Annotated in this window: 25 protein-coding genes and 1 tRNA gene; 9 read left to right on the plus strand and 17 right to left on the minus strand. The window is 66.5% G+C overall.

The window, feature by feature from the left end; translation table 11 throughout:
• Positions 1–127: 127 nt before the first annotated feature.
• The 3 genes from H9656_RS05320 (at position 128) to H9656_RS05330 (ending at position 4741) form a co-directional block, all read left to right on the plus strand.
• Positions 128–643, plus strand: a complete 516-nt coding sequence (locus tag H9656_RS05320) for an FKBP-type peptidyl-prolyl cis-trans isomerase (protein WP_191743170.1) — start codon at positions 128–130, stop codon at positions 641–643.
• Between the two features lie 112 nt (positions 644–755).
• Entirely contained in the window at positions 756–2699 is a 1944-nt protein-coding gene (locus H9656_RS05325; protein ID WP_191743171.1) for a M61 family metallopeptidase, read from the plus strand.
• A 50-nt stretch (positions 2700–2749) separates the two neighbouring features.
• A complete protein-coding gene (locus tag H9656_RS05330) occupies positions 2750–4741 on the plus strand; it encodes a M61 family metallopeptidase (protein ID WP_191743172.1) in 1992 nt (663 codons plus the stop codon).
• A 150-nt stretch (positions 4742–4891) separates the two neighbouring features.
• On the opposite strand, the gene rplL is transcribed toward H9656_RS05330, so the two are convergent.
• From rplL to H9656_RS05360, 6 genes are all read right to left on the minus strand, one after another.
• On the minus strand, positions 4892–5275 hold the full coding sequence (gene rplL / locus H9656_RS05335; RefSeq protein WP_191743173.1) for a 50S ribosomal protein L7/L12: 384 nt from the start codon (positions 5273–5275) through the stop codon (positions 4892–4894).
• Positions 5276–5330: 55 nt separating this feature from the next.
• Positions 5331–5846: a 50S ribosomal protein L10 gene (rplJ, locus tag H9656_RS05340; RefSeq protein ID WP_191743174.1), complete on the minus strand. Its 516-nt coding sequence runs from the start codon at positions 5844–5846 to the stop codon at positions 5331–5333.
• 331 nt (positions 5847–6177) lie between these two features.
• Positions 6178–6624 (minus strand): NUDIX hydrolase, encoded by a 447-nt coding sequence (locus H9656_RS05345; RefSeq protein WP_191743175.1) that lies wholly within the window; start codon positions 6622–6624, stop codon positions 6178–6180.
• Positions 6624–7625: an inorganic phosphate transporter gene (locus H9656_RS05350; protein WP_191743176.1), complete on the minus strand. Its 1002-nt coding sequence runs from the start codon at positions 7623–7625 to the stop codon at positions 6624–6626. Before H9656_RS05350 ends, H9656_RS05345 begins: the two co-directional genes overlap by 1 nt.
• Before the next feature lie 7 nt (positions 7626–7632).
• Positions 7633–8289, minus strand: a complete 657-nt coding sequence (locus tag H9656_RS05355; protein ID WP_191743177.1) for a DUF47 domain-containing protein — start codon at positions 8287–8289, stop codon at positions 7633–7635.
• 93 nt (positions 8290–8382) lie between these two features.
• Positions 8383–8769, minus strand: coding sequence for a winged helix-turn-helix transcriptional regulator (locus H9656_RS05360; protein WP_191743178.1), 387 nt, complete (start codon positions 8767–8769; stop codon positions 8383–8385).
• A 94-nt stretch (positions 8770–8863) separates the two neighbouring features.
• Between H9656_RS05360 and H9656_RS14090 the strand changes: the two genes are divergently transcribed.
• Complete coding sequence (locus tag H9656_RS14090; RefSeq protein ID WP_225212231.1) at positions 8864–9235, plus strand: NAD(P)-dependent oxidoreductase; 372 nt, start codon at positions 8864–8866, stop codon at positions 9233–9235.
• Between the two features lie 24 nt (positions 9236–9259).
• A complete protein-coding gene (locus H9656_RS14095; RefSeq protein ID WP_225212232.1) occupies positions 9260–9475 on the plus strand; it encodes an NAD(P)-dependent oxidoreductase in 216 nt (71 codons plus the stop codon).
• Between the two features lie 106 nt (positions 9476–9581).
• On the opposite strand, the gene rplA is transcribed toward H9656_RS14095, so the two are convergent.
• The 6 genes from rplA to H9656_RS05395 form a co-directional block, all read right to left on the minus strand.
• Positions 9582–10271, minus strand: a complete 690-nt coding sequence (rplA, locus tag H9656_RS05370) for a 50S ribosomal protein L1 (protein WP_134580334.1) — start codon at positions 10269–10271, stop codon at positions 9582–9584.
• Positions 10272–10274: 3 nt separating this feature from the next.
• Positions 10275–10706: a 50S ribosomal protein L11 gene (gene rplK / locus H9656_RS05375; protein ID WP_024355292.1), complete on the minus strand. Its 432-nt coding sequence runs from the start codon at positions 10704–10706 to the stop codon at positions 10275–10277.
• A 197-nt stretch (positions 10707–10903) separates the two neighbouring features.
• Positions 10904–11479 (minus strand): transcription termination/antitermination protein NusG, encoded by a 576-nt coding sequence (gene nusG, locus H9656_RS05380; protein WP_003168512.1) that lies wholly within the window; start codon positions 11477–11479, stop codon positions 10904–10906.
• Between the two features lie 13 nt (positions 11480–11492).
• Positions 11493–11792 (minus strand): preprotein translocase subunit SecE, encoded by a 300-nt coding sequence (secE, locus tag H9656_RS05385; RefSeq protein WP_025976264.1) that lies wholly within the window; start codon positions 11790–11792, stop codon positions 11493–11495.
• Positions 11793–11862: 70 nt separating this feature from the next.
• Positions 11863–11938: transfer RNA gene (locus H9656_RS05390), tRNA-Trp, on the minus strand.
• A gap of 138 nt (positions 11939–12076) precedes the next feature.
• Entirely contained in the window at positions 12077–12607 is a 531-nt protein-coding gene (locus H9656_RS05395; RefSeq protein WP_191743179.1) for a pyridoxamine 5'-phosphate oxidase family protein, read from the minus strand.
• On the opposite strand from H9656_RS05395, the gene H9656_RS05400 reads away from it, so the two are divergent.
• Together H9656_RS05400 and H9656_RS05405 are read left to right on the plus strand one after the other, a co-directional pair.
• Positions 12606–13115, plus strand: a complete 510-nt coding sequence (locus H9656_RS05400) for a hypothetical protein (RefSeq protein WP_225212233.1) — start codon at positions 12606–12608, stop codon at positions 13113–13115. The two genes, H9656_RS05395 and H9656_RS05400, sit on opposite strands and share 2 nt — an antisense overlap.
• A gap of 79 nt (positions 13116–13194) precedes the next feature.
• Positions 13195–13935, plus strand: coding sequence for a Crp/Fnr family transcriptional regulator (locus tag H9656_RS05405; protein ID WP_191743180.1), 741 nt, complete (start codon positions 13195–13197; stop codon positions 13933–13935).
• A 65-nt stretch (positions 13936–14000) separates the two neighbouring features.
• Here H9656_RS05405 and H9656_RS05410 read toward each other — a convergent pair whose 3' ends face one another.
• The 4 genes from H9656_RS05410 to H9656_RS05425 form a co-directional block, all read right to left on the minus strand.
• The gene (locus H9656_RS05410) at positions 14001–14654 is read right to left on the minus strand and encodes an OmpW/AlkL family protein (protein ID WP_225212234.1); all 654 of its coding nucleotides are present in this window, start codon (positions 14652–14654) and stop codon (positions 14001–14003) included.
• A 188-nt stretch (positions 14655–14842) separates the two neighbouring features.
• The gene (gene cydX / locus H9656_RS05415) at positions 14843–14962 is read right to left on the minus strand and encodes a cytochrome bd-I oxidase subunit CydX (protein WP_024355286.1); all 120 of its coding nucleotides are present in this window, start codon (positions 14960–14962) and stop codon (positions 14843–14845) included.
• Between the two features lie 22 nt (positions 14963–14984).
• On the minus strand, positions 14985–16133 hold the full coding sequence (cydB, locus tag H9656_RS05420) for a cytochrome d ubiquinol oxidase subunit II (RefSeq protein WP_191743182.1): 1149 nt from the start codon (positions 16131–16133) through the stop codon (positions 14985–14987).
• A 24-nt stretch (positions 16134–16157) separates the two neighbouring features.
• A complete protein-coding gene (locus tag H9656_RS05425; RefSeq protein ID WP_191743755.1) occupies positions 16158–17723 on the minus strand; it encodes a cytochrome ubiquinol oxidase subunit I in 1566 nt (521 codons plus the stop codon).
• Between the two features lie 148 nt (positions 17724–17871).
• Between H9656_RS05425 and cydD the strand changes: the two genes are divergently transcribed.
• Both cydD and H9656_RS05435 read left to right on the plus strand, forming a co-directional pair.
• Positions 17872–19569, plus strand: coding sequence for a thiol reductant ABC exporter subunit CydD (cydD, locus tag H9656_RS05430; protein WP_191743183.1), 1698 nt, complete (start codon positions 17872–17874; stop codon positions 19567–19569).
• Entirely contained in the window at positions 19566–21230 is a 1665-nt protein-coding gene (locus H9656_RS05435) for an amino acid ABC transporter ATP-binding/permease protein (RefSeq protein ID WP_191743184.1), read from the plus strand. The genes cydD and H9656_RS05435 overlap by 4 nt, the downstream gene beginning before the upstream one ends.
• A gap of 279 nt (positions 21231–21509) precedes the next feature.
• Here the strand turns inward: H9656_RS05435 and H9656_RS05440 are convergent, their stop codons facing one another.
• Positions 21510–22823, minus strand: coding sequence for a hemolysin family protein (locus tag H9656_RS05440; protein ID WP_191743185.1), 1314 nt, complete (start codon positions 22821–22823; stop codon positions 21510–21512).
• Positions 22824–23094 lie beyond the last annotated feature (271 nt).

A 23094-nucleotide genomic window follows, 5' to 3' on the forward strand; every position in this document is an offset into this window, starting at 1 on the left:
CCTCGGCGCTTTCGCGCGGGATTCATGGAATCTGCGGAGCGCGCATATATACGCCCTTCTTCGGCGAAATAAAGACCCCCGCACGCGGGCAGGTGACAGTTTCGATTAGCGTGATAAGCCTTGCTTCATGAAGCACATCGCCCTGCCCCTTCTCGCCGCCGTGTCGCTCGCCGCCTGCGCCTCGACGCCCGATGTCGGCTACCCCGGCCTGCGAGAGGCGGTCGGCCCGGCGACCCAGGAGAACTGGGAAGTCGGTCAGGCCGCCTATCTGATGTGGAACAGCCAGCGTCGCGGCTGGACCTCGACGCCGTCGGGGCTGCAATACCGGCTCGTCAGCAAGGCCAACCCCGAGGGCGCGCAGCCGACCGCGACAGACACGGTCAAGGTCCACTATCGCGGCACCTTCATCGACGGGCGCGAGTTCGACAGTTCCTATTCGCGCAATGAACCCGCCACCTTCCCGCTGAACCGCGTCATCAAGGGCTGGACCGAGGGCGTGGCTCTGATGCGCGAGGGCGAGACCTATGAGTTCGTCATCCCCGCCGACCTGGCCTACGGCTCACGCTGGATGGGGACGGAAATCCCCGCCAACTCGGCGCTGCGCTTCACGGTCGAACTGCTGGAAGTGAATCCGCAGGGCTGACGGACCGTCCGCGACACGGAATCGTCATCCGTCTTGACGACGCCTGCGACACGCTGTCGTCTGCGCCTCCTTGTCGAGGTCGCGTGGGGGCGGCCGTCCTGAGATAGCCGTCATGCAACGTTTCCTTCTGGCCGCCAGCGCCTCGGTTCTCCTGTTCGCGACGGGCGCGCCCGCGCTGGCGCAGGTCGGCACGCCCGCCCTTCCCGTCGCCCTGGCGCCGATTCCGGCGGCCAAGGACGAGGCCTATCCGGGCGTCATCAAGCTGGATGTCGACGCCACCGACATCGACCGCCGCCTGATCCAGGTGCGCCAGACCATCCCCGTCAGCGGCCCCGGCCCGCTGGTGCTGTTCTATCCGCAATGGATTCCCGGCCAGCACGGCCCGGTCGGCCCGGTCGCCAACGTCGGCGGCCTGACCTTCACCGCCAACGGCCAGCGACTGGAATGGGTGCGCAACACCGTCCAGCCATGGGCCTATCAGATCGAGGTTCCCGCCGGGGTGAGCGAGGTCGATGTCGCCTTCCAGTGGCTGACGCCGATCGAAGGCGCCCAGGGCCGCGTCGTCGTCACGCCCGAGATGCTGAACATCCAGTGGGAGAAGGCCCTGCTCTATCCGGCCGGCTATTACTCGCGCCAGATCACCTTCCAGCCGACGCTGAAGCTGCCGCAGGGCTGGAACTACGGCGCCGGGCTCGACACCGTCAGCTTCGAGAACGGCCTGGCGACCTTCGCCCCCATCACGCTTGAGCATCTGGCCGACAGCCCTGTCTTCGCCGGCGCCCACTATCGCCAGATCGACCTGGACCCGGGCGGCCGCTCGCCGGTGCGCCTGAACGTCGTCGCCGACACCGCCAAGATGCTGGAAGCGAGCGACGAGCATATCCAGTTGCACCGCAATCTGGTGCAGCAGGCCGACCGCCTGTTCGGGGCGCGCCACTACAACCACTACGACTTCCTGCTGGCAGTGACGGACAAGCTGGGCGGCATCGGCCTTGAGCATCACCGCTCGTCCGAGAACAGCGTCGATGTGAAGTATTTCACCGACCGCGAGGCGACCCTGGCCGACCGCGACCTGCTGGGCCACGAATACACCCACAGCTGGAACGGCAAATGGCGCCGCCCGGCCGACCAGCTGACGCCCAATCTGAACGAGCCGCTGCAGAACTCGCTGATGTGGGTCTATGAGGGCCAGACGCAGTATTGGGGCCTGGTCCTGACCGCGCGCGCCGGACTGATGTCCAAGCAGCAGGCGCTGGACGTGCTGGCCATGAGCGCGGCCAGCTTCCAGAACATCCCCGGCCGCCAGTGGCGCGCCATGCAGGACACCACCAACGACCCCATAATCAGCCAGCGTCGGTCGCAGCCGTGGGGCTCCTATCAGCGCAGCGAGGACTATTACCGCGAAGGCTCGCTGATCTGGCTGGACGCCGACACCCTGATCCGCGAGCGGACGGGCGGGAAGCAGTCGCTGGACGACTTCGCCAAGGCCTTCTTTGGCGTCGAGGACGGGAACTGGGATCCGGCCCCCTACACCTTCGCCGACGTGACCTCGACCCTGAACGGGGTGCAGGCCAACGACTGGGCCGCCTTCCTGCGCGAACGGCTGGACGCGGTCGGCCCCAACTCGCGCGGCCCCTTGGACGGCATCGAGCGCGGCGGCTACCGCCTGGTCTTCAAGGAGCAGCCGTCCGGCTACATGGGCGCCCTCTATAAAGAGCTGGGCCGCAACGACTTCACCTATTCGCTCGGCTTCATGATGAACGGGTCGAACAAGATCACCTCCGTCCTGTGGGGCGGCCCGGCGTTCGAGCTGGGCCTCACCTCGGGCTGGGAAGTGGTCGCTGTCGGCGGCCGCGCGGCCTCGGCCGATGTGCTGAAGGAGGCGGTCACAGCCGCCAAGGAATCCTCCGAGCCCATCGAGCTGATCCTGAAGAACGGCGAGCGCTTCAAGACGGTGCGCTTCGACTATCACGACGGCCTGCGCTACCCGCACCTGGAGCGGATCGAAGGCACGCCGGATCGGCTGGGCGACATCCTGTCGCCTCGCCGTCGCTGACGCCGCCTGCCAAGCCAAGACCTGACTGCTTTCCGAGTTCTGGATACCTGATGACCCGACGCCTGCCCGCCGCCGCCCTCGCCCTGCTGCTGACCTCGGCCGCCTCGACCGCCCTCGCCCAGCAATGGACCGGCCCGCAGGCGCCGGTCGCGCCCACGCCGCAGAACACGCCCCTGGCCCTGCCCCGCGCCCTGCCGCCGATCCCGGCCCCGACGGCCGAGGCCTATCCCGGCGTCATCCGCTACGAGGTCGACGCGACGGACGTCGAGAAGAAGATCGTCCGCGTGCGCCAGACCATCCCGGTCACGCCCGGCCACCTGGTTCTGCTCTATCCGAAATACCTGCCCGGCAACCACGCCGCCACCGGCCCGATCCAGCTGGTTTCCGGCGTCACAGTCCAGGGCGGCGGGGCGCGCATCGACTGGCTGCGCGACACCATCGACCCCTACGCCTTCCACATCGACGTGCCGCAGGGCGTCAGGGAGATCACCGTCGACTTCCAGTGGCTGACCCAGCCGGACAACTCGACCTGGCGCGTCGTCATGACGCCCGAGATGGTCAATCTGCAGTGGGAGAAGGCCCTGCTCTATCCGGCGGGTTATCGCTCGACCGGCATCACCTTCGCCCCGTCGATCCGCCTGCCGCAGGGTTGGCAGTACGGCGTCGCCCTCGACACCGAGAGCTTCGTCGACGGCCTGGCGACGTTCGCACCGACCGACCTCTACACCCTGATCGACAGCCCCCTGTTCGGCGGCGCCCACTTCCAGCGCATCGCCATCGACCCGCGCCGAGGGAACGGCGAAGGCGCCGTGCACCTGAACATCATGGCCGATACGGCCAAGGATCTCGCCCCCACGGCCGCGCAACTGAGCTGGTTCGAAAATCTGGTGACCCAGACCGACCGTCTGTTCGGCGCCCGCCCCTATGACCGCTACGACTTTCTGCTGGCGGCGACGTCCAAGCTGGGCGGCATCGGGCTGGAGCATCACCGCTCGTCGGAGAACTCGGTCCCGGCCGACTTCTTCACCAACTGGGGCAAGAGCCTGGGCGCGGTCGGCCTGCTGCCGCACGAGTTCACCCACGCCTGGAACGGCAAGCGCCAGCGCCCGGCCGACGAACTGACCGCCAACCACAACATCCCGACCCAGAACACCCTGCTGTGGGTCTATGAGGGCCAGACCGAATACTGGGGCGACGTGCTGACGGCGCGTTCGGGCCTGGCCTCCAAGGCCGACATCCTGACCAGCTTTGCCGAGGTCGCCGCCTTCTACGACAACCAGCCGGGCCGCGAGTGGCGTCCGCTGCAGGACACCAACAACCACAACCTGCTCGGCTACCGCACCGGCAATCCCTATTCGTCGTGGATGCGCGGCACCGGCGACTACTATCGCGAGGCCCTGCTGATCTGGCTGGACGCCGACACGCTTATTCGCGAGGCGACGGGTGGGAAGAAGTCGCTGGATGACTTCGCCAAGGGCTTCTTCGGCGGCGACGACGGCTCCTGGGCGCCGCGCGGCTATGTCTTCGACGACGTGGTCGCCGCCCTGAACGCGGTCCATCCGTATGACTGGGCGACCTTCCTGCGCACGCGCCTCGACGCCAACGGGCCGGACGCCAAGGCGCCGCTCGACGGTCTGGCGCGCGGCGGCTATCGCCTGACCTACACCGACAGCCTGTCCGCCGACGAGAAGCGCATCCAGTCGGGCTGGGCTAACGACTTCCAGTATTCGCTGGGCTTCACGCTGTCCTCGACCAACAAGCTGACCGGCATCCGCTGGGGCGGCCGCGCCTTCGAGGCCGACATCGGGCCGGGCTGGGAATTGGTCGCCGTCAACGACGTCGCCGCCTCGGCCGAGAAACTGCGCGACGCCGTCACCGCCGCCAAGGGAACCGACGCGCCGATCCGCCTTCTGCTCAAGAACGGCGACCGCTATCGCACGGTCGACTTCGACTACCACGACGGCCTGCGCTACCCGCGCCTGGAGCGCATTCCTGGCGCCCCGGACCGCCTGGGCGACATCCTCAGCCCCCGCCGGCGCTGATCGACACGAGACGCCGAAACGGCCCGGGAGCGATCCCGGGCCGTTTTCTTATGCGCGCGCCTAGCAGCCAAGAAAAACGGGCCGGAGGTTTCCCTCCGGCCCGCTTCGCTTTGACTTGTCTCTGGCGAACCAGAGGCCAGTTCCGAAATCTTACTTGATTTCGACCTTGGCGCCGGCAGCTTCCAGCTTGGTCTTCAGCTCTTCAGCGGCTTGCTTCGAGACGTTCTCGACGACCGGCTGCGGAGCGCCTTCGACCAGGTCCTTGGCTTCCTTCAGACCCAGGTCGGTGCGGACGCCGCGGACTTCCTTGATGACGTTGATCTTCTTGTCGCCGCCGTCCACCAGGACAACGGTGAACTCGGTTTGCTCTTCAGCAGCTTCGGCCGGAGCGGCGGCGCCGCCGGCGGCAGCAGCGACGGCGACCGGAGCGGCGGCCGAGACGCCCCACTTCTCTTCCAGCAGCTTCGACAGTTCAGCGGCTTCCAGGACGGTCAGAGCCGACAGTTCTTCAACGATTTTGGCGAGATCAGCCATGTTAGTCTTCCTTCGGTAGGATGAGGTTCAGAGAGATATGCAGAGATGACGGGGCTTAGGCGGCGTCTTTGGTCGCGTACGCGTTGAAGACGCGCGCCAGTTGGCCGGCCGGCGCCTGCAGGACGCCAGCAACCTTGGTCGCCGGGGCTTGCAGCAGGCCGATGAGCTTGCCGCGCAGTTGATCCAGCGACGGCAGCTTGGACAGGGCCTCGACGCCCTTGGCGTCCAGAACCTTGTCGCCCATGAAACCGCCAAGGATGTTGAACTTGTCGTTCCCCTTGGCGAATTCGGCCGTGACCTTGGCGGCGGTGACGGGGTCGGCTGCATAGGCGATGCCCACGGGGCCCTTGAACAGGCTGTGGTACTCGCTGCCTTCCTCAACGCCCAGCGCCTTGAGCGCCAGACGGTTCTTCACCACCTTGAACGCGGCGCCTTCTTTACGAAGACGACCACGCAGGTCTTCCATCTCCACAACGGTCAGACCCAGGTTGTGGGTCACGACCACGGCGCCCGCGTCGGCGAACACGCTCTTCAGCTGTTCGATCGACTCGGCTTTTTGTGCGCGGTCCATTGTGGTCTCCAGTTTTGGCATTCGCCGCCGGGCTTATTCCCGACGACGGATTTGGCTTAAGCGCCATGCATCGCTGCACAGCGTTCAGGCCGGTCTTATTGTCCGAAGGAAGCGCGGCCCGCCCGCCGGATACCGGCAGGACGAAAGCTCTTTGCATCCCCATCTCCCCACGGCGCCAGAGGGCTCTCTGGACGATTATGACGCGGGCGACCCCCGCATCCCGAAGTTCTCGGACAGGCATCGTCAGAACCGAGGTCCTGACGAGATGCGGGGTCTATACACGGCCCTGCGGGAAAATCAACGGCTGGGCGTGGGCGGGACGCAAAGCGCCCTACTCGGGCGCGCCGCTTGGCTGGAAATGAAGGATCAGCTCGGCCAGTTCCGCCTCGTCCACCACGGCTGCAGCGTCCTCAACCGACATCCAGCGACGTTCGCGCTGGGCGTCCTCGGGCCAGGCGCCCAGTTGGATGAAGACCTCCAGCGGATAGACGCTGGCGATGGTGGCCTGGACCCGGCCTGACTTGAGCCGCTTGCCGTACCGGAACCAGCCGATGGGGGCGCCCATGACGTCGCCCTGAACGCCCGCCTCCTCATAGGCTTCGATCACGGCGGCCTCGGCGTCGGTCTTGCCGGCCATGCGATTGCCCTTGGGAATGACCCAGCGGCGCGTCTCGCGCGAGGTGATCATCATGATCTCGACGCCGTCCGGGCCGTGCCGCCAGGGCAAAGCCGCGACCTGGCGCGTTTCCGATGACAGGGTGCGGGGCTTGCTCGACATCAGGTCAGGAACAGGCCGCCCAGGGCGTAGAACAGGGCGCCGATGGCGGCCGCGGCGGGCATGGTGATGAACCAGGCGGTGACGATGCTGCGCGCGACGCTCCAGCGCACGGCCGAAACGCGCTTGGCCGCCCCGACGCCGATGATGGCGCCGGTGATGGTGTGGGTGGTCGACACCGGGATGCCCATGCTGGTCGCGGCGAACAAGGTGATCGCCCCGCCGGTTTCAGCGCAGAACCCCTGCTGGGGGCTCAGCCGTGTGATCCGCGACCCCATGGTGTGCACGATCTTCCAGCCGCCGAACAGGGTACCCAGGGCGATGGCCGCCTGACAGGTGATGACCACCCAGAAGGGCACATGGAACTCGCCGCCCAGCATGCCGCGTGAATAAAGCAGGATGGCGATGATCCCCATCGTCTTCTGGGCGTCGTTGCCCCCGTGCCCCAGGGAATAGGCCGAGGCCGACACGAACTGCAAACCGCGGAAGATCCGGTCCGCGAAGTTCGGATTGGCCTTGGCGAACAGCCAGGACACGATCAGCACCAGAAGCAGCGCCAGCAGGAAGCCGATCGCCGGAGACATGAAGATGGCGCCAACCGTCTTCAGCACGCCGCTGACGACCACGGCCCCGCCGCCCGCCTTGGCGATCCCGGCCCCCAACAGGCCGCCGATCAGGGCGTGCGAGCTGGACGACGGGATCCCGAACATCCAGGTGATGACGTTCCAGCTGATGGCCCCCATCAGGGCGCCGAAGATCACCTGATCCGAGATCACGTCAGGAGAAATGATGCCCCGGCCGATCGTGTCCGCGACGTGAAGGCCGAAGAACAGGAAGGCGATGAAGTTGAAGAAGGCCGCCCACCCCACCGCATAGATCGGCGGCAGGACGCGCGTCGCCACGATGGTGGCGATGGAGTTGGCCGCATCGTGCAGGCCGTTCAGAAAATCGAACAGCAGGGCGACGCCGATCAGGAAGATCAGGATCAGGAGGGCGTGGTCCATGACGGTCCTACAGGTGCTCGACCAGCACGCCATTGATGCGGTTGGCCACGTCCTCGAAACGATCGATCACCTTCTCCAGGTGATCCAGCAGTTGGCTGCCGATGATGAAGCCCAGAGTGTTGCCGCCCGTGCTGTCATGGCGGTGCGCCTCATACAGGGCCTTCATCCCGGCGTCGTAAAGGTCGTCGCTGCGCGCCTCCAGATCCGTGATCTGCTCGGTCAGAAGGTTCAGCCGGTCATGATTCTTGCGCATGGCCGGCAGCAGGGTGAACGCCTCCTGCGTCAGCGCCGCGCACTGGACGGCGATGTCGGCGAGCTCCTGCATCTTTGGCGAGAAGGCGCGCATCTCATACAGGGTGACGACCTTGGCCGCCTTCTGCATCTGGTCGATGGTGTCGTCCAGCGAGTTGGTCAGGCCGCGGATGTCCGCGCGGTCGAACGGCGTGATGAAGCTGCGGCGCACGGCGAACAGAACCTCGCGCGCGACCTCGTCGGCTTCTTCCTCATGGGCGACCACCTTGGCGCACCAGTCGCCCGTCTCCGGGCCGCCGTCCATCATCTTGCGCAGCGCGGCGGCGCCGTGGACCAGGCTCAGAGCATGGGCGTCGAATAGCCGAAAGAAGTTGTCTTCCTTAGGCAGCAGCGCCTGAAACCAGTTGAGCATGAAGCCTCTCCGATGCGGTCGCCGCAGGGCGCACGGGCTCCAAGACCGGATTCCCCCCCTCCCCGTCAAGTCGTCCGGGTACAGAACAGTGGATTAGACGCCCGCGTCCCTTCCATCATACGCCGATTGCGACGCTGCGACCTGCGCCATGCGCGTTTCGGCCCAGTCGATCATTGGGCGCAGGGACTGCACCAACTCCTGTCCCAGCGGCGTGATCGCATAGGTGACCGATACGGGCACGCTGGCCTCCACCGTGCGGGTGACCAGACCGTCGCGCTCGATCTGACGCAAGGTCTGGCTCAGCATCTTCTGGGACACGCCCTCTATCCGGCGCTTCAGTGCGTTGAAGCGCATCGGGCCGTCGTCAAGCGTCGTCAGCAGCAGAACCGTCCATTTATCGGCGATCCGGTCCAGCAGCAGCCGCGTCGGACAATCGGCGGCGTAGACGTCGCCGCGCCCCTTATCCCGCGGAGCGGTCACCGTCGGGGAACCTGGTGAGGAAACAGTGCCTTCTTGCATGATTGATCCCCATATCACACCTGGTACCCATTGGTAACCTTAAGGGATCAAATCGATGAAAGTGACTGTCTTGGGCGCCAGCGGTCGCGCCGGTTCGGAGATCGTCAAGGAACTGGCCCGGCGCGGCCATACGGTAACCGCCGTCGCCCGGCGGCCTGAACGAGTTCCAGCAGCGCCGGGCGTGACTGCCGTGGCCGGGGATGTGAATGAACCCGAGACCCTCCCCCCTGCCCTGAGCGGCGCCGACGCCGTCGTCAGCGCCATCATGTTCGTCGACAGCAACCCGGAGCTGTTGATCAAGGCGGTCAAGGATGCTGGCGTCTCGCGCTATCTGGTCGTCGGCGGCGCCGGCAGCCTTGAGGTCGCCCCCGGAAAGGCCCTGGTCGACACCCCCGACTTTCCCGAGGCCTACAAGGCCGAAGCCTAGGCCGGCGGCCGTTTCCTAGAAGCGTTGCGGGCAGAGCCGGAACTGACGTGGACCTTCCTGTCGCCCTCCGCCCTTTTCGACGGATCAGAGCGCACCGGAACCTTCCGCCTGGGCGGCGACGCCCTGCTGACAGACGATCAGGGGAACAGCCGCATCTCCTTCCCCGACTACGCGATCGCCATGGTCGATGAGATTGAAGCCCCCCGCCATCCGCGCGCCCGCTTTACCGTCGGCTATTGAGCAACTCGCTCCCAAGCCGCGCCTAGGAGCATGGCTCAGAGCAAAGAAAACGGCCCCGGAAGATCGCTCTTCCGGGGCCGTCGTCATTCTTAGCCGTGAAGCCTTATCAGGCGCCCAGCGAAGCCGGGTCGACCTTGAAGCCCGGGCCCATCGTCGAGGACAGGGCGATGCGCTTCACATAGGTGCCCTTGGCGCCCGACGGCTTGGCGCGGACGAGGGCGTCCACGATGGCCTTGACGTTGGCTTCCAGGGCGTCCTGGGTGAAGGAGGCCTTGCCGATGCCGGCGTGGACGATGCCCGCCTTTTCGACACGGAACTCAACGGCGCCGCCCTTGGCGTCCTTGACGGCCTGAGCGACGTTCGGGGTCACGGTGCCGACCTTCGGGTTCGGCATCAGGCCGCGCGGGCCCAGCACCTTACCCAGACGGCCGACCAGGGCCATCATGTCCGGCGACGCGATCACGCGGTCGAACTCCATGAAGCCGCCGGCGATCTTCTCGTACAGGTCTTCAGCGCCGACGTGCTCGGCGCCGGCCGCCTTGGCTTCTTCAGCCTTGGCGTCCTTGGCGAAGACGGCGACGCGGACGTCACGGCCGGTGCCCGAGGGCAGGTTCACCACGCCGCGGACCTGTTGGTCGGCGTGACGCGGGTCGACGCCCAGGTTGATGGCGATTTCGATCGATTCGTCGAACTTGGCCTTGGCGTTGTCTTTCACCAGCTTGATGGCGTCCGAGAAGACCAGCAGGTCTTCGGTGACGCCCGTGCGGGCCTTATGGGCTTTGGTCTGCTTAGCCATGGATTAGCCCTCCACCACTTGAATGCCGATGGCGCGGGCCGAGCCCTCGATGATGCGCGACGCGGCGTCCAGGTCGTTCGCGTTCAGGTCCTTCATCTTCTTCTCGGCGATTTCGCGCAGTTGCGTCTGCGTGATCTTGCCAGCGAACTCGCGGCCGACGAGCTTGGAGCCCGACTTGATGCCGGCGGCTTGCTTCAGATACCAGGTCGCCGGCGGCGTCTTGGTGATGAAGGTGAACGACTTGTCCTGATAGACGGTGATGACGGTCGGAAGCGGGGTGCCCTTGGCTTCCTTCTCGGTCCGCGCATTGAACTCCTTGCAGAAGCCCATGATGTTCACGCCGCGCTGACCCAGAGCCGGGCCGATCGGGGGCGAAGGCGTGGCCGAGGCGGCCGGCACTTGCAGCTTGATATAGCCGAGAATCTTCTTGGCCATTGGTCTCTCCTATGAATGACCCGATGACGATGCGTCGGGCCGGTGAGCCGTGGTCGGGCATGGCTGCCTCCCACGGATTTGACGCCGAGCGACTCGAGGGTCGTCCAGCGAAGGCGCGCGTTTAGCAGGCAGACCCTGAAAACGCAAACGGGACCGCCCTGAGACGGTCCCGATCTCTGCGTGGCGTCAGCGGCCGATCAGGCGCTGACCTTCTCCACCTGATTGTATTCCAGATCGACCGGGGTCGGGCGGCCGAAGATCGAGACGGCCACGCGCAGGCGGGCGTTCTCTTCGTCGACGCTTTCGACCTGACCGTCGAAGCTGGCGAACGGACCGTCGGTGACCTTGACGTTCTCGCCGATGTCGAAGCGGATGGTGGGCTTCGGACGCTCGACGCCCTCTTCCACCTGGCCGATGATGTTCTGGACTTCACGTTCCGAGACCGGCAGCGGCTTGGTGCCGCCCGCGGCGCCCAGGAAGCCCGTGACCTTCGGCGTGTTCTTGACCAGGTGATAGGCCTCGTCGGTCATCTCCATCTTCACCAGCACATAGCCGGGGAAGAATTTGCGCTCGGCGTTGACCTTCTTGCCGCGGCGGATCTCGACGACATCCTCGGTCGGGACCAGGATTTCAGAGAAGGCGTCTTCCAGGCCCTGTTGCTTGGCCTGGTCGCGCAGCTGTTCCGCGACCTTCTTCTCGAAGTTGGAATAGGCGTGGACGATGTACCACTTGTGGCGGGGATTGGCCGCCGGCTTGGGCGCTGCATCGGTCATATGCGCGTCTCCTTTATTGGCCAAGGCTGAGGATAATGCGGGACGCGAAGCCAAGGCCCGTATCCACGATCCAGAAGAAGGCTGCGGCGATCAGCACCATGATGAAGACCATCACCGAAGTGATCCAGGTCTCCTTGCGGCTGGGCCAGGTGATCTTGCGGGCCTCAGCGCGAACTTCGCTGATGAACTGGGGGATAGACGTCTTTTTCTTCGGCGCGGGCGCGTCGACGGCCACGGTCGCTGCGCCTTGCGCGGCTGCTGCGGTCTTGGTCCCCGTGGTGCGGCGGCCGCCGGGGGTCTTCGCCTTGGCCATTTGACGTCTCTTCAACCTCTGGATCCTGCTGCTCCACATGGGAAGTCCCAGGCGATAACAACAGGGGGAATGGCAGGAGTGGAGGGACTCGAACCCCCGGCCCTCGGTTTTGGAGACCGATGCTCTACCAGCTGAGCTACACTCCTAGTGTCCCGGACAAAGATCAGCGCGCCGTGGAAATCGTTCCAGCGGCGCGACCCTCGCCAGAGGGGGGCGTATGCCCGAGCCCCACGGCCATTTCAAGGGCCATCTGCGCCGCAGACGCATGAAGTCGCGGATTTTCCTCAGAACAACCGCGCGACCGCGCTCGGCTCATAGCTCAGGCCTTTGACCAGAGCGTCAGCGTCGCCGATCGAGAACGTCTGGGCGCGACTGCGGCCATCGATCACCGCCACAGCCTCGATCTCTTCGGGAACAACCTTGACCACCGCCACGGCGTCCCCGCCCGGCGCCCACGGGCTGACTTCTGGCGAGCGCTTGATGATCAGATCATTGACCCGCTTCACCTCGTCGCCGTCCGTAACCTCTTCGGCGCGACCGTCGATGGAGACGCCGACCGCCTCGCCCTCTTCGCCCACGCCGCGCACGGCCACGCCCACGCGCGGATCTGCGGTCAGGTTCTTCAGCTTCTCGCTGTCGCGGCCAGTGACGAAGTAGAGGTTCAGGCCGTCGTTCAGATAGCCGAGCGTGGCAGCCTGAGGCCGCCCATCCGCCCGGTTCACCGCCAGGGTCATCAGCTTCTGACTGTCCAGCAGCTTCAGGATAGCGGCGACCGCCCCGCCATGGATCGGGGTCGTGCGCGAGGTCGAGCTCATGGCGATTCTCCAAAAGAAGGCGACAGCAGACTGGGCCGCCAGCTTCGACCCGGCCTTGACGCAGATCAAGGCGGCTGGACCCCGCTTCGGTTCCAATCGCCTCATGACAGAGTCCCGCCTCGCGCCTGAAGCGCCTCGTCTCGAGGTGTCCCCCCTCAGCAAAGCCGAGGCGCCCGCCGCCTTTGCGCTGGCGCGGTTGTGGCGCCCCAATCTGGAGCCCGCTCAGTGGGACGCCTTCCTGTCAGCCTGGCGCGCCGCGCCCGAAAGCCGGGGCATCCTCAGCGCCCGCAATCAGCGCGGCGGGGTTCTGGGCTTCGTCAGCTGGTGGCGGCAACCCGATCTGGAGTATGGCGAGACGCTGTGGGCCGGCCCCTTCGTGGTGCGCGAGATGGGCGTGCGGCCGCTGGTGCGTCAGAGCCTGGCCGTCGAGCTGACCGCTCTCGCCGCCCAACTGGGCGCTCGGCTGCGCTATGCCGAAGAGGCCCCTACTCCGGACAGCGCCGGCTAATGACGGCTAGGACAGGCTGACCTATTCGGATTCCGCGACGCATCGCCTAGACTGCCCCGTCATCCGGGAGACGACCTTCGTGAACACCGCTGCGGCCCAGCCCCCAAATGAACAGGTGCGTCTGGCGGACGTGCATCCGTGCGCCAACTGCGGCGCCCGTCCGCTGGGCGTCTGCGCCGACCTCAAGGGCCATGAGCTGCAAAGCATGGCCTGCGCCAGCGAGACCGTTACCGCACAGCCCGGACAGGCTCTGTTCCACGAAGGCGATCCGAATCCTTTCGTCTTCAACGTGGTGGACGGGGCGGTGAAGCTGTACCGGCTTCTGCCCGACGGCCGTCGCCAGATCACCGGCTTCCTCTTCCAGGGCGATTTCCTGGGCCTTGGCGGACGCGGAGCCTCCAGCTTCACCGCCGAGGCGCTGACGCCGCTGAGCGCCTGCCGATTCCGACGCAGCGACTTCGATCAACTGCTGAACGCCCTGCCCGCACTGGAACACCGTCTGGTGGCCCTTGCCGGGGATGAGCTGATGGCGGCCCAGGAACAGATCGTCCTTCTGGGCCGCAAGACGGCGCGCGAACGGCTGGCCAGCTTCCTGACCCGCCTCGCAGAACGTCAGGTGCAGTTGGGTGGCCGAAAAGGCCAGCTTCACCTGCCGATGACGCGGCTCGACATCGCCGACTACCTGGGCCTCACGATCGAGACAGTCAGCCGGGTCTTCACCCAGTTCAAGACCTCCGGGCTGATCCAGCTGCTGCCGGGCAACGAGGTCGCCCTGCCCGATCCGGCGGCGCTCAAGGCGCTGGGCGAAGGCGCCGCCTGATCCATTCCGGCAAATAGGGTTGAGGGGACGCGGCCTGACGTTCCGCGCCCCTGCCCGCCTCGGCTTTAGAACTTGCGGCCCACGCCCACCGACAGGACCCAAGGATCCAGACTGACGCTGCTCTTGAGCGCGCCGCCGTTGATCTTGGCGTCCGTGTCGAACCATACCTTCTTGGCGTCCGCGTTCAGCGTCCACGGCCCGGAAATATTCCAGTCGGCCCCGGCCTGCAGCGCCACGCCGAAGCCGTCGTCCAGGTCGACCTCGAAGCCGTTTTTGTCCTTGCCGCTGAAGAAGGCCATGTAGCTGACGCCCGCGCCGACATAGGGGCTGACCGTCGCGTTCGGCGTCGGCCGGTATTGCAGCGTCACCACCGGCGGCAGCACCCAGGTCTCATGCACCGCTACATCCGTTCCCGCCCCCTTGGCGCGGACCTCATGCTGGGTCGCGCCCAGAATGGCCTCGACGGCCCAGTGATCGGCGACGAAATAGGTGAAGCCCAGCGTCGGCATCCAGTCGTCGCCCACATCAACCTTCAGGCCGCTGGCGGCCCCGGCGGCGGTGACGAGGGCGTCGTCGGCCTGGGGCAGGACGCCGGTCGTGCGGGCGGTGACGATCAGCGAGCCCTTGCCAACCGGTTCGAGGGTGGTCGTCTGGGCCGAAGCTGCGCCCGCAATGGCCAACAGGCTGACAGAGGCGATAAGGGCGGCGGCGGTTTTCATCGGTTCAATCCCCGACATTCGCCGGGTCGGAGGGCCCGGCTTCGATGTCCTGATCACCCTGCGCCCGCCCCGTCCGCTTCGCCTTGATCCATCGCAAGCAACGGATATTCCGTCGGTTTCGTCCAAGAAAAATCCCCTCCGGCGGGCGCCGAAGGGGACAATTCAGTTCAGGCTGTCAGAGGACGGGATCAGGGCTCCGAGTGCCCCTCATCGCCCTCGTCGAACAGGCGGAACTCGTGCCACAGGCCGTTCAGGACGCCGAACGCGACCGCCAGGCCGAGGCCCAGGATCCAGGCGAAATACCACATGGAATGATCTCCTTTCGCGGGATCAGTAAAGGTCGGGATTGGTCTTCAGCGCGTCCATCGTCGAGCGGCCCCACAGCACCTTGTAGACCCAGGCGGTGTAGAGCAGGACGACCGGCATGAAGACCGCCGTCACGATCAGCATGATGAACAGGGTCGTGTGGCTGGATGAGGCGTTCCACACCGTCAGGCTGGACTGGGCGTCAATCGAGCTGGGCAGGATGAAGGGGAACATCGACAGGCCGACCGTCGAGATGATCCCGACCGCAGAGGCCGACGACCCGCCGAAGGCGAGCAGAGCCGACCGGCGCCACATGCCCAGCAAACCGACCGCCGCGCCAGCAAAGCCCAAGACCGGAGCAATGATCATCCACGGATAGCGGCCGTAGTTGTCCATCCAGGCGCCGGGCGCCGCCTCGACCGCCGTGCGCAGCGGGTTCGAAGCGCCGGCGGTGTCGAGCACGCCGGTAATGCGGAAGCCCATGTCGCCGAACGCGACCATGGCGCCGCCGATGGCGAACAGCGCCAGGCTGAGGACCCCGGCGCCCGTCCCGATGGCGCGCGCTCGGTTCAGCACCGGACCTTGCTCCCCCTTGATGGCCAGCCAGGCGGCGCCGTGCAGGACCAGCATGGACACCGACAGCAGGCCGCAGATCAGGGTGAAGGGCGTGAACAGGCCCAGCAGGCTGCCCTCATAGAAGCTGCGCAGGTCGCTGGTCAGGCGGAAGGGCGCTCCCATCAGGACGTTGCCCACCGCCACGCCGAACACCAGGGCCGGCACGAAGCTGCCGACGAACAGGCCCCAGTCCCACATCGAGCGCCAGCGCGCCTCGGGCCGCTTGGAGCGGTATTTGAACGACACCGGCCGCAAGATCAGCGCGGCCAGCACCAGGAACATCGCCAGGTAGAAGCCCGAAAAGCTGACCGCGTAAACCTGGGGCCAGGCGGCGAAGATCGCCGCCCCGCCGACGATAAACCAGACCTGGTTGCCTTCCCAGGTCGCGCCGACGGTGTTGATCACCATGCGGCGCTCTTCATCCGTCTTGGCCACGAAGGGCAGCAGGGCGCCGACGCCCATGTCGAACCCGTCGGTCAGGGCGAAGCCGATCAGCAGCACGCCCAGCAGTCCCCACCAGATCAGGCGGAGGGTGGTGTAGTCGAGGGGAAGTTCCATCTCTCTTTTCCTTCAACGACCGGGTCAGGCGACCGCGGGCTCGCCTTCCGTGCGGGCGTCTTCTTCGAGCGCTTCCTGTTCAGCGAACGGTCCCTTCTTGACCGCGCGCAGGATCAGTCCGACCTCGACCACGGCGAGAGCGCCGTACAGCAGGGTGAAGCAGACGATCGTGGTCCACAGGTGCGTGGTCGTCAGGCTGGATGCGCCCAGGAAGGTCGGCAAGACGCCTTCCACAGCCCAGGGCTGACGCCCCACCTCGGCCAGAATCCAACCCGACTCGATAGCGATCCACGGCAGCGGGATGGCCAGGACGGCCAGGCGCAGGAACCACTTCGTTTCATGCTTGCGCAGGGTGCACAGCACGAAGGCGGTGGCGAACAGTCCGATCATCAGGAAGCCGATGCCGGCCATGAATCGGAAGACCCAGAACATCAGCGGCACGTTCGGCACCGTCGACCAGGCCGCCAGCTTGACCTGGTCCGGGGTCGCCAGGCGCGGGTCCTCGACGTAGCGCTTCAACAGCAGGCCGTAGCCCAGGTCGTTGCGGACCGTCTCGAACTGGCCGCGGGCGGCCATGTCGGTCGGATCGGCCTTGACCTTCTCCAGGGCGTCATAGGCGACGACGCCGCGCTCGATGCGGTCTTCAGCGACGGCGACCAGCTCGAGGATGCCTACGACCGGCTTGTCCAGGCTTCGCGTCGAGATCAAGCCCAGCGCATAGGGCACCTTGATCTCGTAATGGGTGTGGCGGTCGTCCAGATTGGGCAGCCCGAACAGGGTTAGACCTGCCGGCGCCGGTTCGGTGCGCCACATGGCTTCCAGAGCCGCCAGCTTCATCTTCTGGTTGTCGGTCAGGGCGTAGCCCGACTCATCGCCCAGAACCACGACCGACAGCGACGACAGCAGGCCGAAGGCGGCGGCGACCGTCATCGACCGCTTGGCGAAGCCCTTGTGTTTGCCCTTCAGCAGATAGAAGGCCGAAATGCCCAGCACGACCACGGCGGCGCAGACGTAGCCGGCCGACACGGTGTGGACGAACTTGGCCTGGGCCACCGGGTTGAAGATCACCGCCATGAAGTCGGTGATCTCCATGCGCATGGTGTCGGGATTGAAGGCCGCGCCGACCGGATTCTGCATCCAGCCGTTGGCGATCAGGATCCACAGCGCCGACAGGTTGGTGCCCAGGGCGACCATGAAGGTGACGAACAGGTGGGCGTGCGGCTTCAGCTTGTCCCAGCCAAAGAACATCAGGCCGACAAAGGTCGCTTCCAGGAAGAAGGCCATCAGGCCCTCGATCGCCAGCGGCGCCCCGAAGATGTCCCCGACGTAGTGGGAATAGTAGCTCCAGTTCATGCCGAACTGGAATTCCATCGTCAGGCCGGTGGCGACGCCCAGCACGAAATTGATGCCGAAGATCGTGCCCCAGAAGCGGGTGATCGTCCGCCAGATCGGCCGGCGGGTCATCACATAGATGCTCTCCATGATGACCAGCATGAAGGAGAGCCCCAAAGTGAGAGGCACGAACAGAAAGTGGTATAACGCCGTCAGTGCGAACTGAAGGCGTGAAAGGTCTACGACCGCCAGGTCGATCATCGTTCCAGGCTCCTGACCGCCAGCCCCCATCGACCGGCGTTCTACTCTAACCTAAAGCGGCGCGGTTCGCCGCGCCTTGATCCTGATCAAAGTCGCCGTTGCAGGATTGGACTAGTCGGCGTTTCGCCCAAGGACCTTTCGTCCCATGGTCCTTTTGCCCAATCCCGCTGCGTCGGCGATCATGGCTGATCCGCTGGTCCACCCCGGAGACAAGATGACGGCCCAGCCGATCGCCCCCACCGCCCCTGCTCTAGACGACACGCCGCCCGCCGCCTGGTTGAAGGTCGCTCTGGCCCCGTGGCGGCGGCTGATGACTCTCGGCGGCGCGCTGGTGATCGCCGACACCGTGCCTGCGATCGGATTCGCAGCCGGTCTGGCCCTGGCGGTCGGCGCCCTGCCTCAGGGCATCGAACGCGCCCTGCCCGGCCTCGCTCTGGCGGCCGTCTCCCTGCTGGCGCGCGGCGTGCTCAGCCACACGGCGGTCAAGGTGAACACCCGAGCCGCCCGCGCCGCCAAGAACGGAATTCGCCGTTCCATCCTGACCGAAGCCCTGTCCGGCCGTCTGTCCGACGCCGCCGCCATGACCGCTGTGGTCGAAGGGGTCGAGGCGCTTGACGGCCATGTCGCGCGCTTCTCTCCCGCCCGCACGGCGGCCGCCGCTTCACCTCTTATCCTGATCGCCGTCACCGCCGTGGTCAGCCCTTTCACGGCGGGCATACTGATCTTCACCCTGCTGCCTTTCGTCATCGGCATGGCGCTTACCGGCATGGCGGCCGGCGCCGAGAGCCGGCGTCAGTTCCAGGCGTTGGAACGGCTGTCCGGCCTGTTCCTGGACCGGGTGCGCGCCCTGCCCGCCATCCTGGCCTTTCAGGCTGAGGACCAGCAGGCCCGCGTCATCGCCCGCGCTTCGGACGACCTGGCCCGCCGCACCGGCAAGGTGCTGAAGGTCGCCTTCGTGTCCTCGGCGGTATTGGAGTTCTTCTCGGCCCTGGCGGTGGCCCTGGTGGCCGTCTACTGCGGCTTCAACCTGCTGAAGCTGCTGCCCTTCCCGGCGCCGGAACAGCTCAGCCTGACTCGCGCCTTCTTCGTTCTGGCGCTGGCGCCGGAAGTCTATCAGCCGATGCGCCGCCTCGCCGCCGCCTACCACGACCGTCAGGCCGCCGAGTCCGCCGTCCCCAGCCTGCGTCGCCTGAGCGTCGAAATGAAGAGCCGCCAGCGCCCCGCCCGGCCTGATCAGGCGCCAGCCATCGCCTTTCAGGATGTCGCCATCGCCTATGACGGCGCGGCGGTGGTCGAGCATTTCAATCTGGATGTCGCCCCCGGGTCCATCGTGGCCCTGACGGGTCTCAGCGGCTCGGGCAAGAGCAGCCTGCTGCACCTGTTTATGGGCCTGTCGCCTCTCAGCGCGGGAGAGGTCATGGTCGGCGAGGCGCGCCTTTCGCAGGCGGCCGAGCTAACCGACTGGATCGCCTGGGCCGGCCAAGCCCCAGTCGTCATTCGCGGAACCCTGGCCGAGAACATCGCCCTGGCCCATCGCAGCGCGACACCCGAGGCGGTGGAAAAGGCTGCACGAAAGGCGGGCCTGAACGGCGCGCTGGATCGTCTGATCGACGAACGCGGCGGGGGCCTGTCGGGGGGCGAACGCCGCCGTCTCGGCCTGGCCCGCGCCTTCCTGAAGCCCGCGCCTCTGCTGCTGCTGGACGAACCCACCGCCAATCTGGACGCCGAGGCCGAAGCCGCCCTGCTGCCCGTCATCCGCGAGGCCGCGCGCGGCCGCACCGTGCTGATCGCCACCCATTCCGACGCCGTGGCCGCTTTGGCCGACAAGGTGGTGCGCCTGTGAGCCGTTCCGAATCGCCCGGCGTCGCCCGCGTGAAGGCCCTGATCCGCGCGCAGGAGAAGGCCCAGCGCCCGCGCCTGCTGGCCGCCTCCGTCACCGCCGCCCTGGTGTCGGCAGGCGCTGTCCTGCTGCTCGGCCTGTCGGGCTGGTTCATCACCGCCGCCGCCCTCGCCGGCGCCGCCGGGCCGGCCGTGGCCCATGTCTTCAACTACATGGTGCCTAGCGCCATGATCCGCTTCTTCGCCATCGTGCGCACCGCCTCGCGGTATGGCGAGCGCGTCACCGGCCATGACGCGGCGTTGAAGGCGCTGGCGGCTCTGCGTCCGCAGCTGTTCATCGGCCTGGCCCGCGCCCCCACGACCAAGGCCCTTTCCTTGGCGGGCGGCGAAGCTTCCGCTCGACTGGTTCAGGACGTGGACGCGATCCAGGACCGTTTCGTGCGCCTGTCGACGCCCTGGGGCGCGGGCGCCGGTTTGATCGCCGGCGTCGGCATGGCGGCCCTGGCCGGATGGGCCCCGGCGCTCGTCGTCGCGTCCGCCGCCGCTTTGGGCGTCATCCTGGCCGTCGTGATCGGACGCCGCTTCGCCGAACCTGCTGGCCGCCGCCTTCAGCAGGCCTCCGGCGCCCTGAAGACCGAGTTCGCCGCCCTGGCCGCCGCCGCGCCCGAGCTTCAGGCCTATGGCATGAAGGCCTGGGCCGCCGACCGGCTGGCCGAGCACGGCGACGCGGTCGAGCTCGCAGCCGAGCGGCTGGCCCGCGCCGGCGGTCTGATCATGGCCAGCCAGAGCCTCGCCATGGCATTTGGGGTGGCGGGCGCGGCTTTGGCCGCAGGCGCCGGCGCCCCCGCCCTGACCGCCCTGTCCATGCTGGCCGCCGTCGCCACGGTTGAGAGCGCCGGAACCCTGCTGAACGCCCTGCGCCAGAACGGCGCGGTCAAGGAGGCCGTCCAGCGCTTGGGCGAACTTCTGGACGATGAAGCGCCCGCGTCGCCGGTCGCTGACGTATCGCCGAGCCTGCGGCTGTCCGGCGCCGATCTGACGGTGGCCCCGCCGCAGCGCCTCGCGCTCACGGGCCCGTCCGGAGCCGGAAAGACGACCCTTATCGAGCGGCTGATGGGCCTGCGCGCGACCAGCCCGGGAGAAATACTGCACGGGGATATCGACGCCGCCGCCCTTGGCGCCGAGACGTTGAGGCCGCTGTTCGCCTATGCTCCGCAACAGGCCGTGCTTCTGACCGGCAGCGTGCGCGAAAACTTGCGCCTGGCGGCCCCGACCGCTTCCGACGAGGATCTGTGGTCCGCCCTGGAGGACGCTGCCCTGGCCGAGCGCATCCGCGCCGCGCCCGGCGGGCTGGACACGCCGGTGGGCGAGAACGGCGCGCGCCTGTCAGGCGGAGAGCGCCGCCGCCTCGGCCTGGCCCGCGCCTATCTGCGCCCCTCGCCCTGGCTGGTGCTTGACGAACCCACCGAGGGTCTGGACGCCGCCACCGAAGCCCTGGTTCTTGAGCGGCTCGCCGCACGGCTGCACCACAGCGGCCAGGGATTGATCGTCGTCAGCCACCGCCCTGCGCCTCTCGCCCTGTGCGGCGTGGCTCTGACGGTTACCGGCCTGGCGTCGACCGGCCGCGTCGAGGTCAGCGCAAGGCCCGTGCCCGCGGCCGCCTGATGGCGCGGCGACTTTGATCTCAATCAAGGCGGCGCAGGCGGTCAACCGCTTTTCTGTCGGCAGAGGAGATCACCAATGCCCGCAGACATCATCGCCCCCGTCGTCGCCATCAGCGCCTTCTTCATGACCTTCATCATCGGCATGGCCTACGGCTGCATCGCCAGCAACCTGCCGACGCCAGAGAAAGGCTGAGCCTCATGGCGCCTGCCCCGGCGGTCTGGCGCCGAGGTCAGGGCGAGCGGCCGACCAAACAGGAGGCCTTAGCGACGCCGCCTGAAATCAGGCGGCGTCGTCTGCATGTGTGTGGATCACTGGCCGGAACAACAGCTTGTCGATACGTCGGTCGTCCATATCGATGACCTCGACCTCGAAACGGCCCAGTTGCAGGATATCGCCCTCGTCCGGCACCCGCGACAGATGGTGCAGCACCAGGCCCGCTACCGTGTGGAAGCCTTCATGCTCGCCGAAGTCTTCGCCCAGCGCTTCGCCCAGCTCATCCAGATCGATCTGACCGTCGACAGCCCAGGTGCCGTCAGCGCGCTTGCGCACGGCCGTCTCGACCTCGTCATGGCTCTCGTTGAAGTCGCCGGCGATCATTTCCAGCAAATCCGTCGCCGTGACCACGCCTTCAAAGGCGCCGTACTCGTCGACCACGAAGGCCATGTGGACCTTCGAGCCCTTCAGGATCTCCAGCGCCTTCAGCACCGAGGTCGACTGCGGGATGAAGGCCGGTTCGGCCACCAGCGTCTCGACGTTGAACTCGCCATTGGTGAGCAGGCTGTCCAGCAGGTCCTTCTTGTGGACCACGCCCAGCGGATTATCGATATCGTTATCGCGCGCCACCACGATGCGCGAATAGGGGCAGGTGCGGATTTCCTCGCGCAGCGTCTCTTCGGAATCGTCCAGCGCGATCCAGTAGACCTCGTGGCGCGGCGTCATGGCCACGCGCACGGCCCGGTCGCCCAGGCGCAGGATCTCTTCGATCATCTCCTGCTCTTCCGGCTCGATCAGGCCCGCAGACGTGCCTTCCGCCAGAATGCTTTCCACCTCTTCCTGGGTGACGTCCGATCCATCGCGGTCCTTGACGCCCATCAGCTTGAGGATGCCGGAGGTCGACGCCGTCAGCAGCAGCACGAAGGGCTTCATCGCCAAAGCCAGCGTCGAGATCGGCACGGCCATCTTGGAAGCGATCGTCTCGGGGAAGATCAGGGCCAGGCGTTTGGGCACCAGTTCGCCGACGATCAGCGAAACATAGGTGATCAGCACCACCACCACGGCCGTGGCGATGATCTGGGAATAAGGCGCCAGGGCGGGCAGGTTCGCCTTGAGGATCTCATCCAGCTGACCAGCGATGGCCGCCTGGCCATAGGCGCCCGCCAGAATGCCGATCAGGGTGATTCCCACCTGGACCGCAGACAGAAACTGGGTGGGCTCTTCGGCCAGCTTGAGCGCGGCGCGGGCGCCGCGATCGCCTCTTTCGGCGCGGCTCTGAAGCTTGGATCTGCGGGATGACACGACCGCAAGTTCGGTCATGGCGAAAAGGCCGTTCAGCACCACGAGCAGCAGCACGACGACGATAGCGATGGTCAACATCGAAAAGGGAAAAGCCCTGACGCGGCGCGACTAACGGCGTCCGCGCGCGGATACTAGGGCCGATGAGGGTTTCGCGCCAGTTATTGTTGTGCTGGTTGGGCCGCTCAGCCGTTCCGTCCCGCCTCGATCGAGCCGTAGAAGCCGCCGGTAGCGCCTCGCCCGCCCATAGACGCGCAGGCGCTCAGGCCAATAACAAGGCCTATCAACATCCCGAGGCGAGCAGCACGAGCCATTTGCGTTAACAATACATCGACGACCCGCGACAAACGTC

Origin of the sequence: Brevundimonas guildfordensis (assembly GCF_014836405.1) — a bacterium.
In the GTDB taxonomy this organism is placed as follows: domain Bacteria; phylum Pseudomonadota; class Alphaproteobacteria; order Caulobacterales; family Caulobacteraceae; genus Brevundimonas; species Brevundimonas guildfordensis.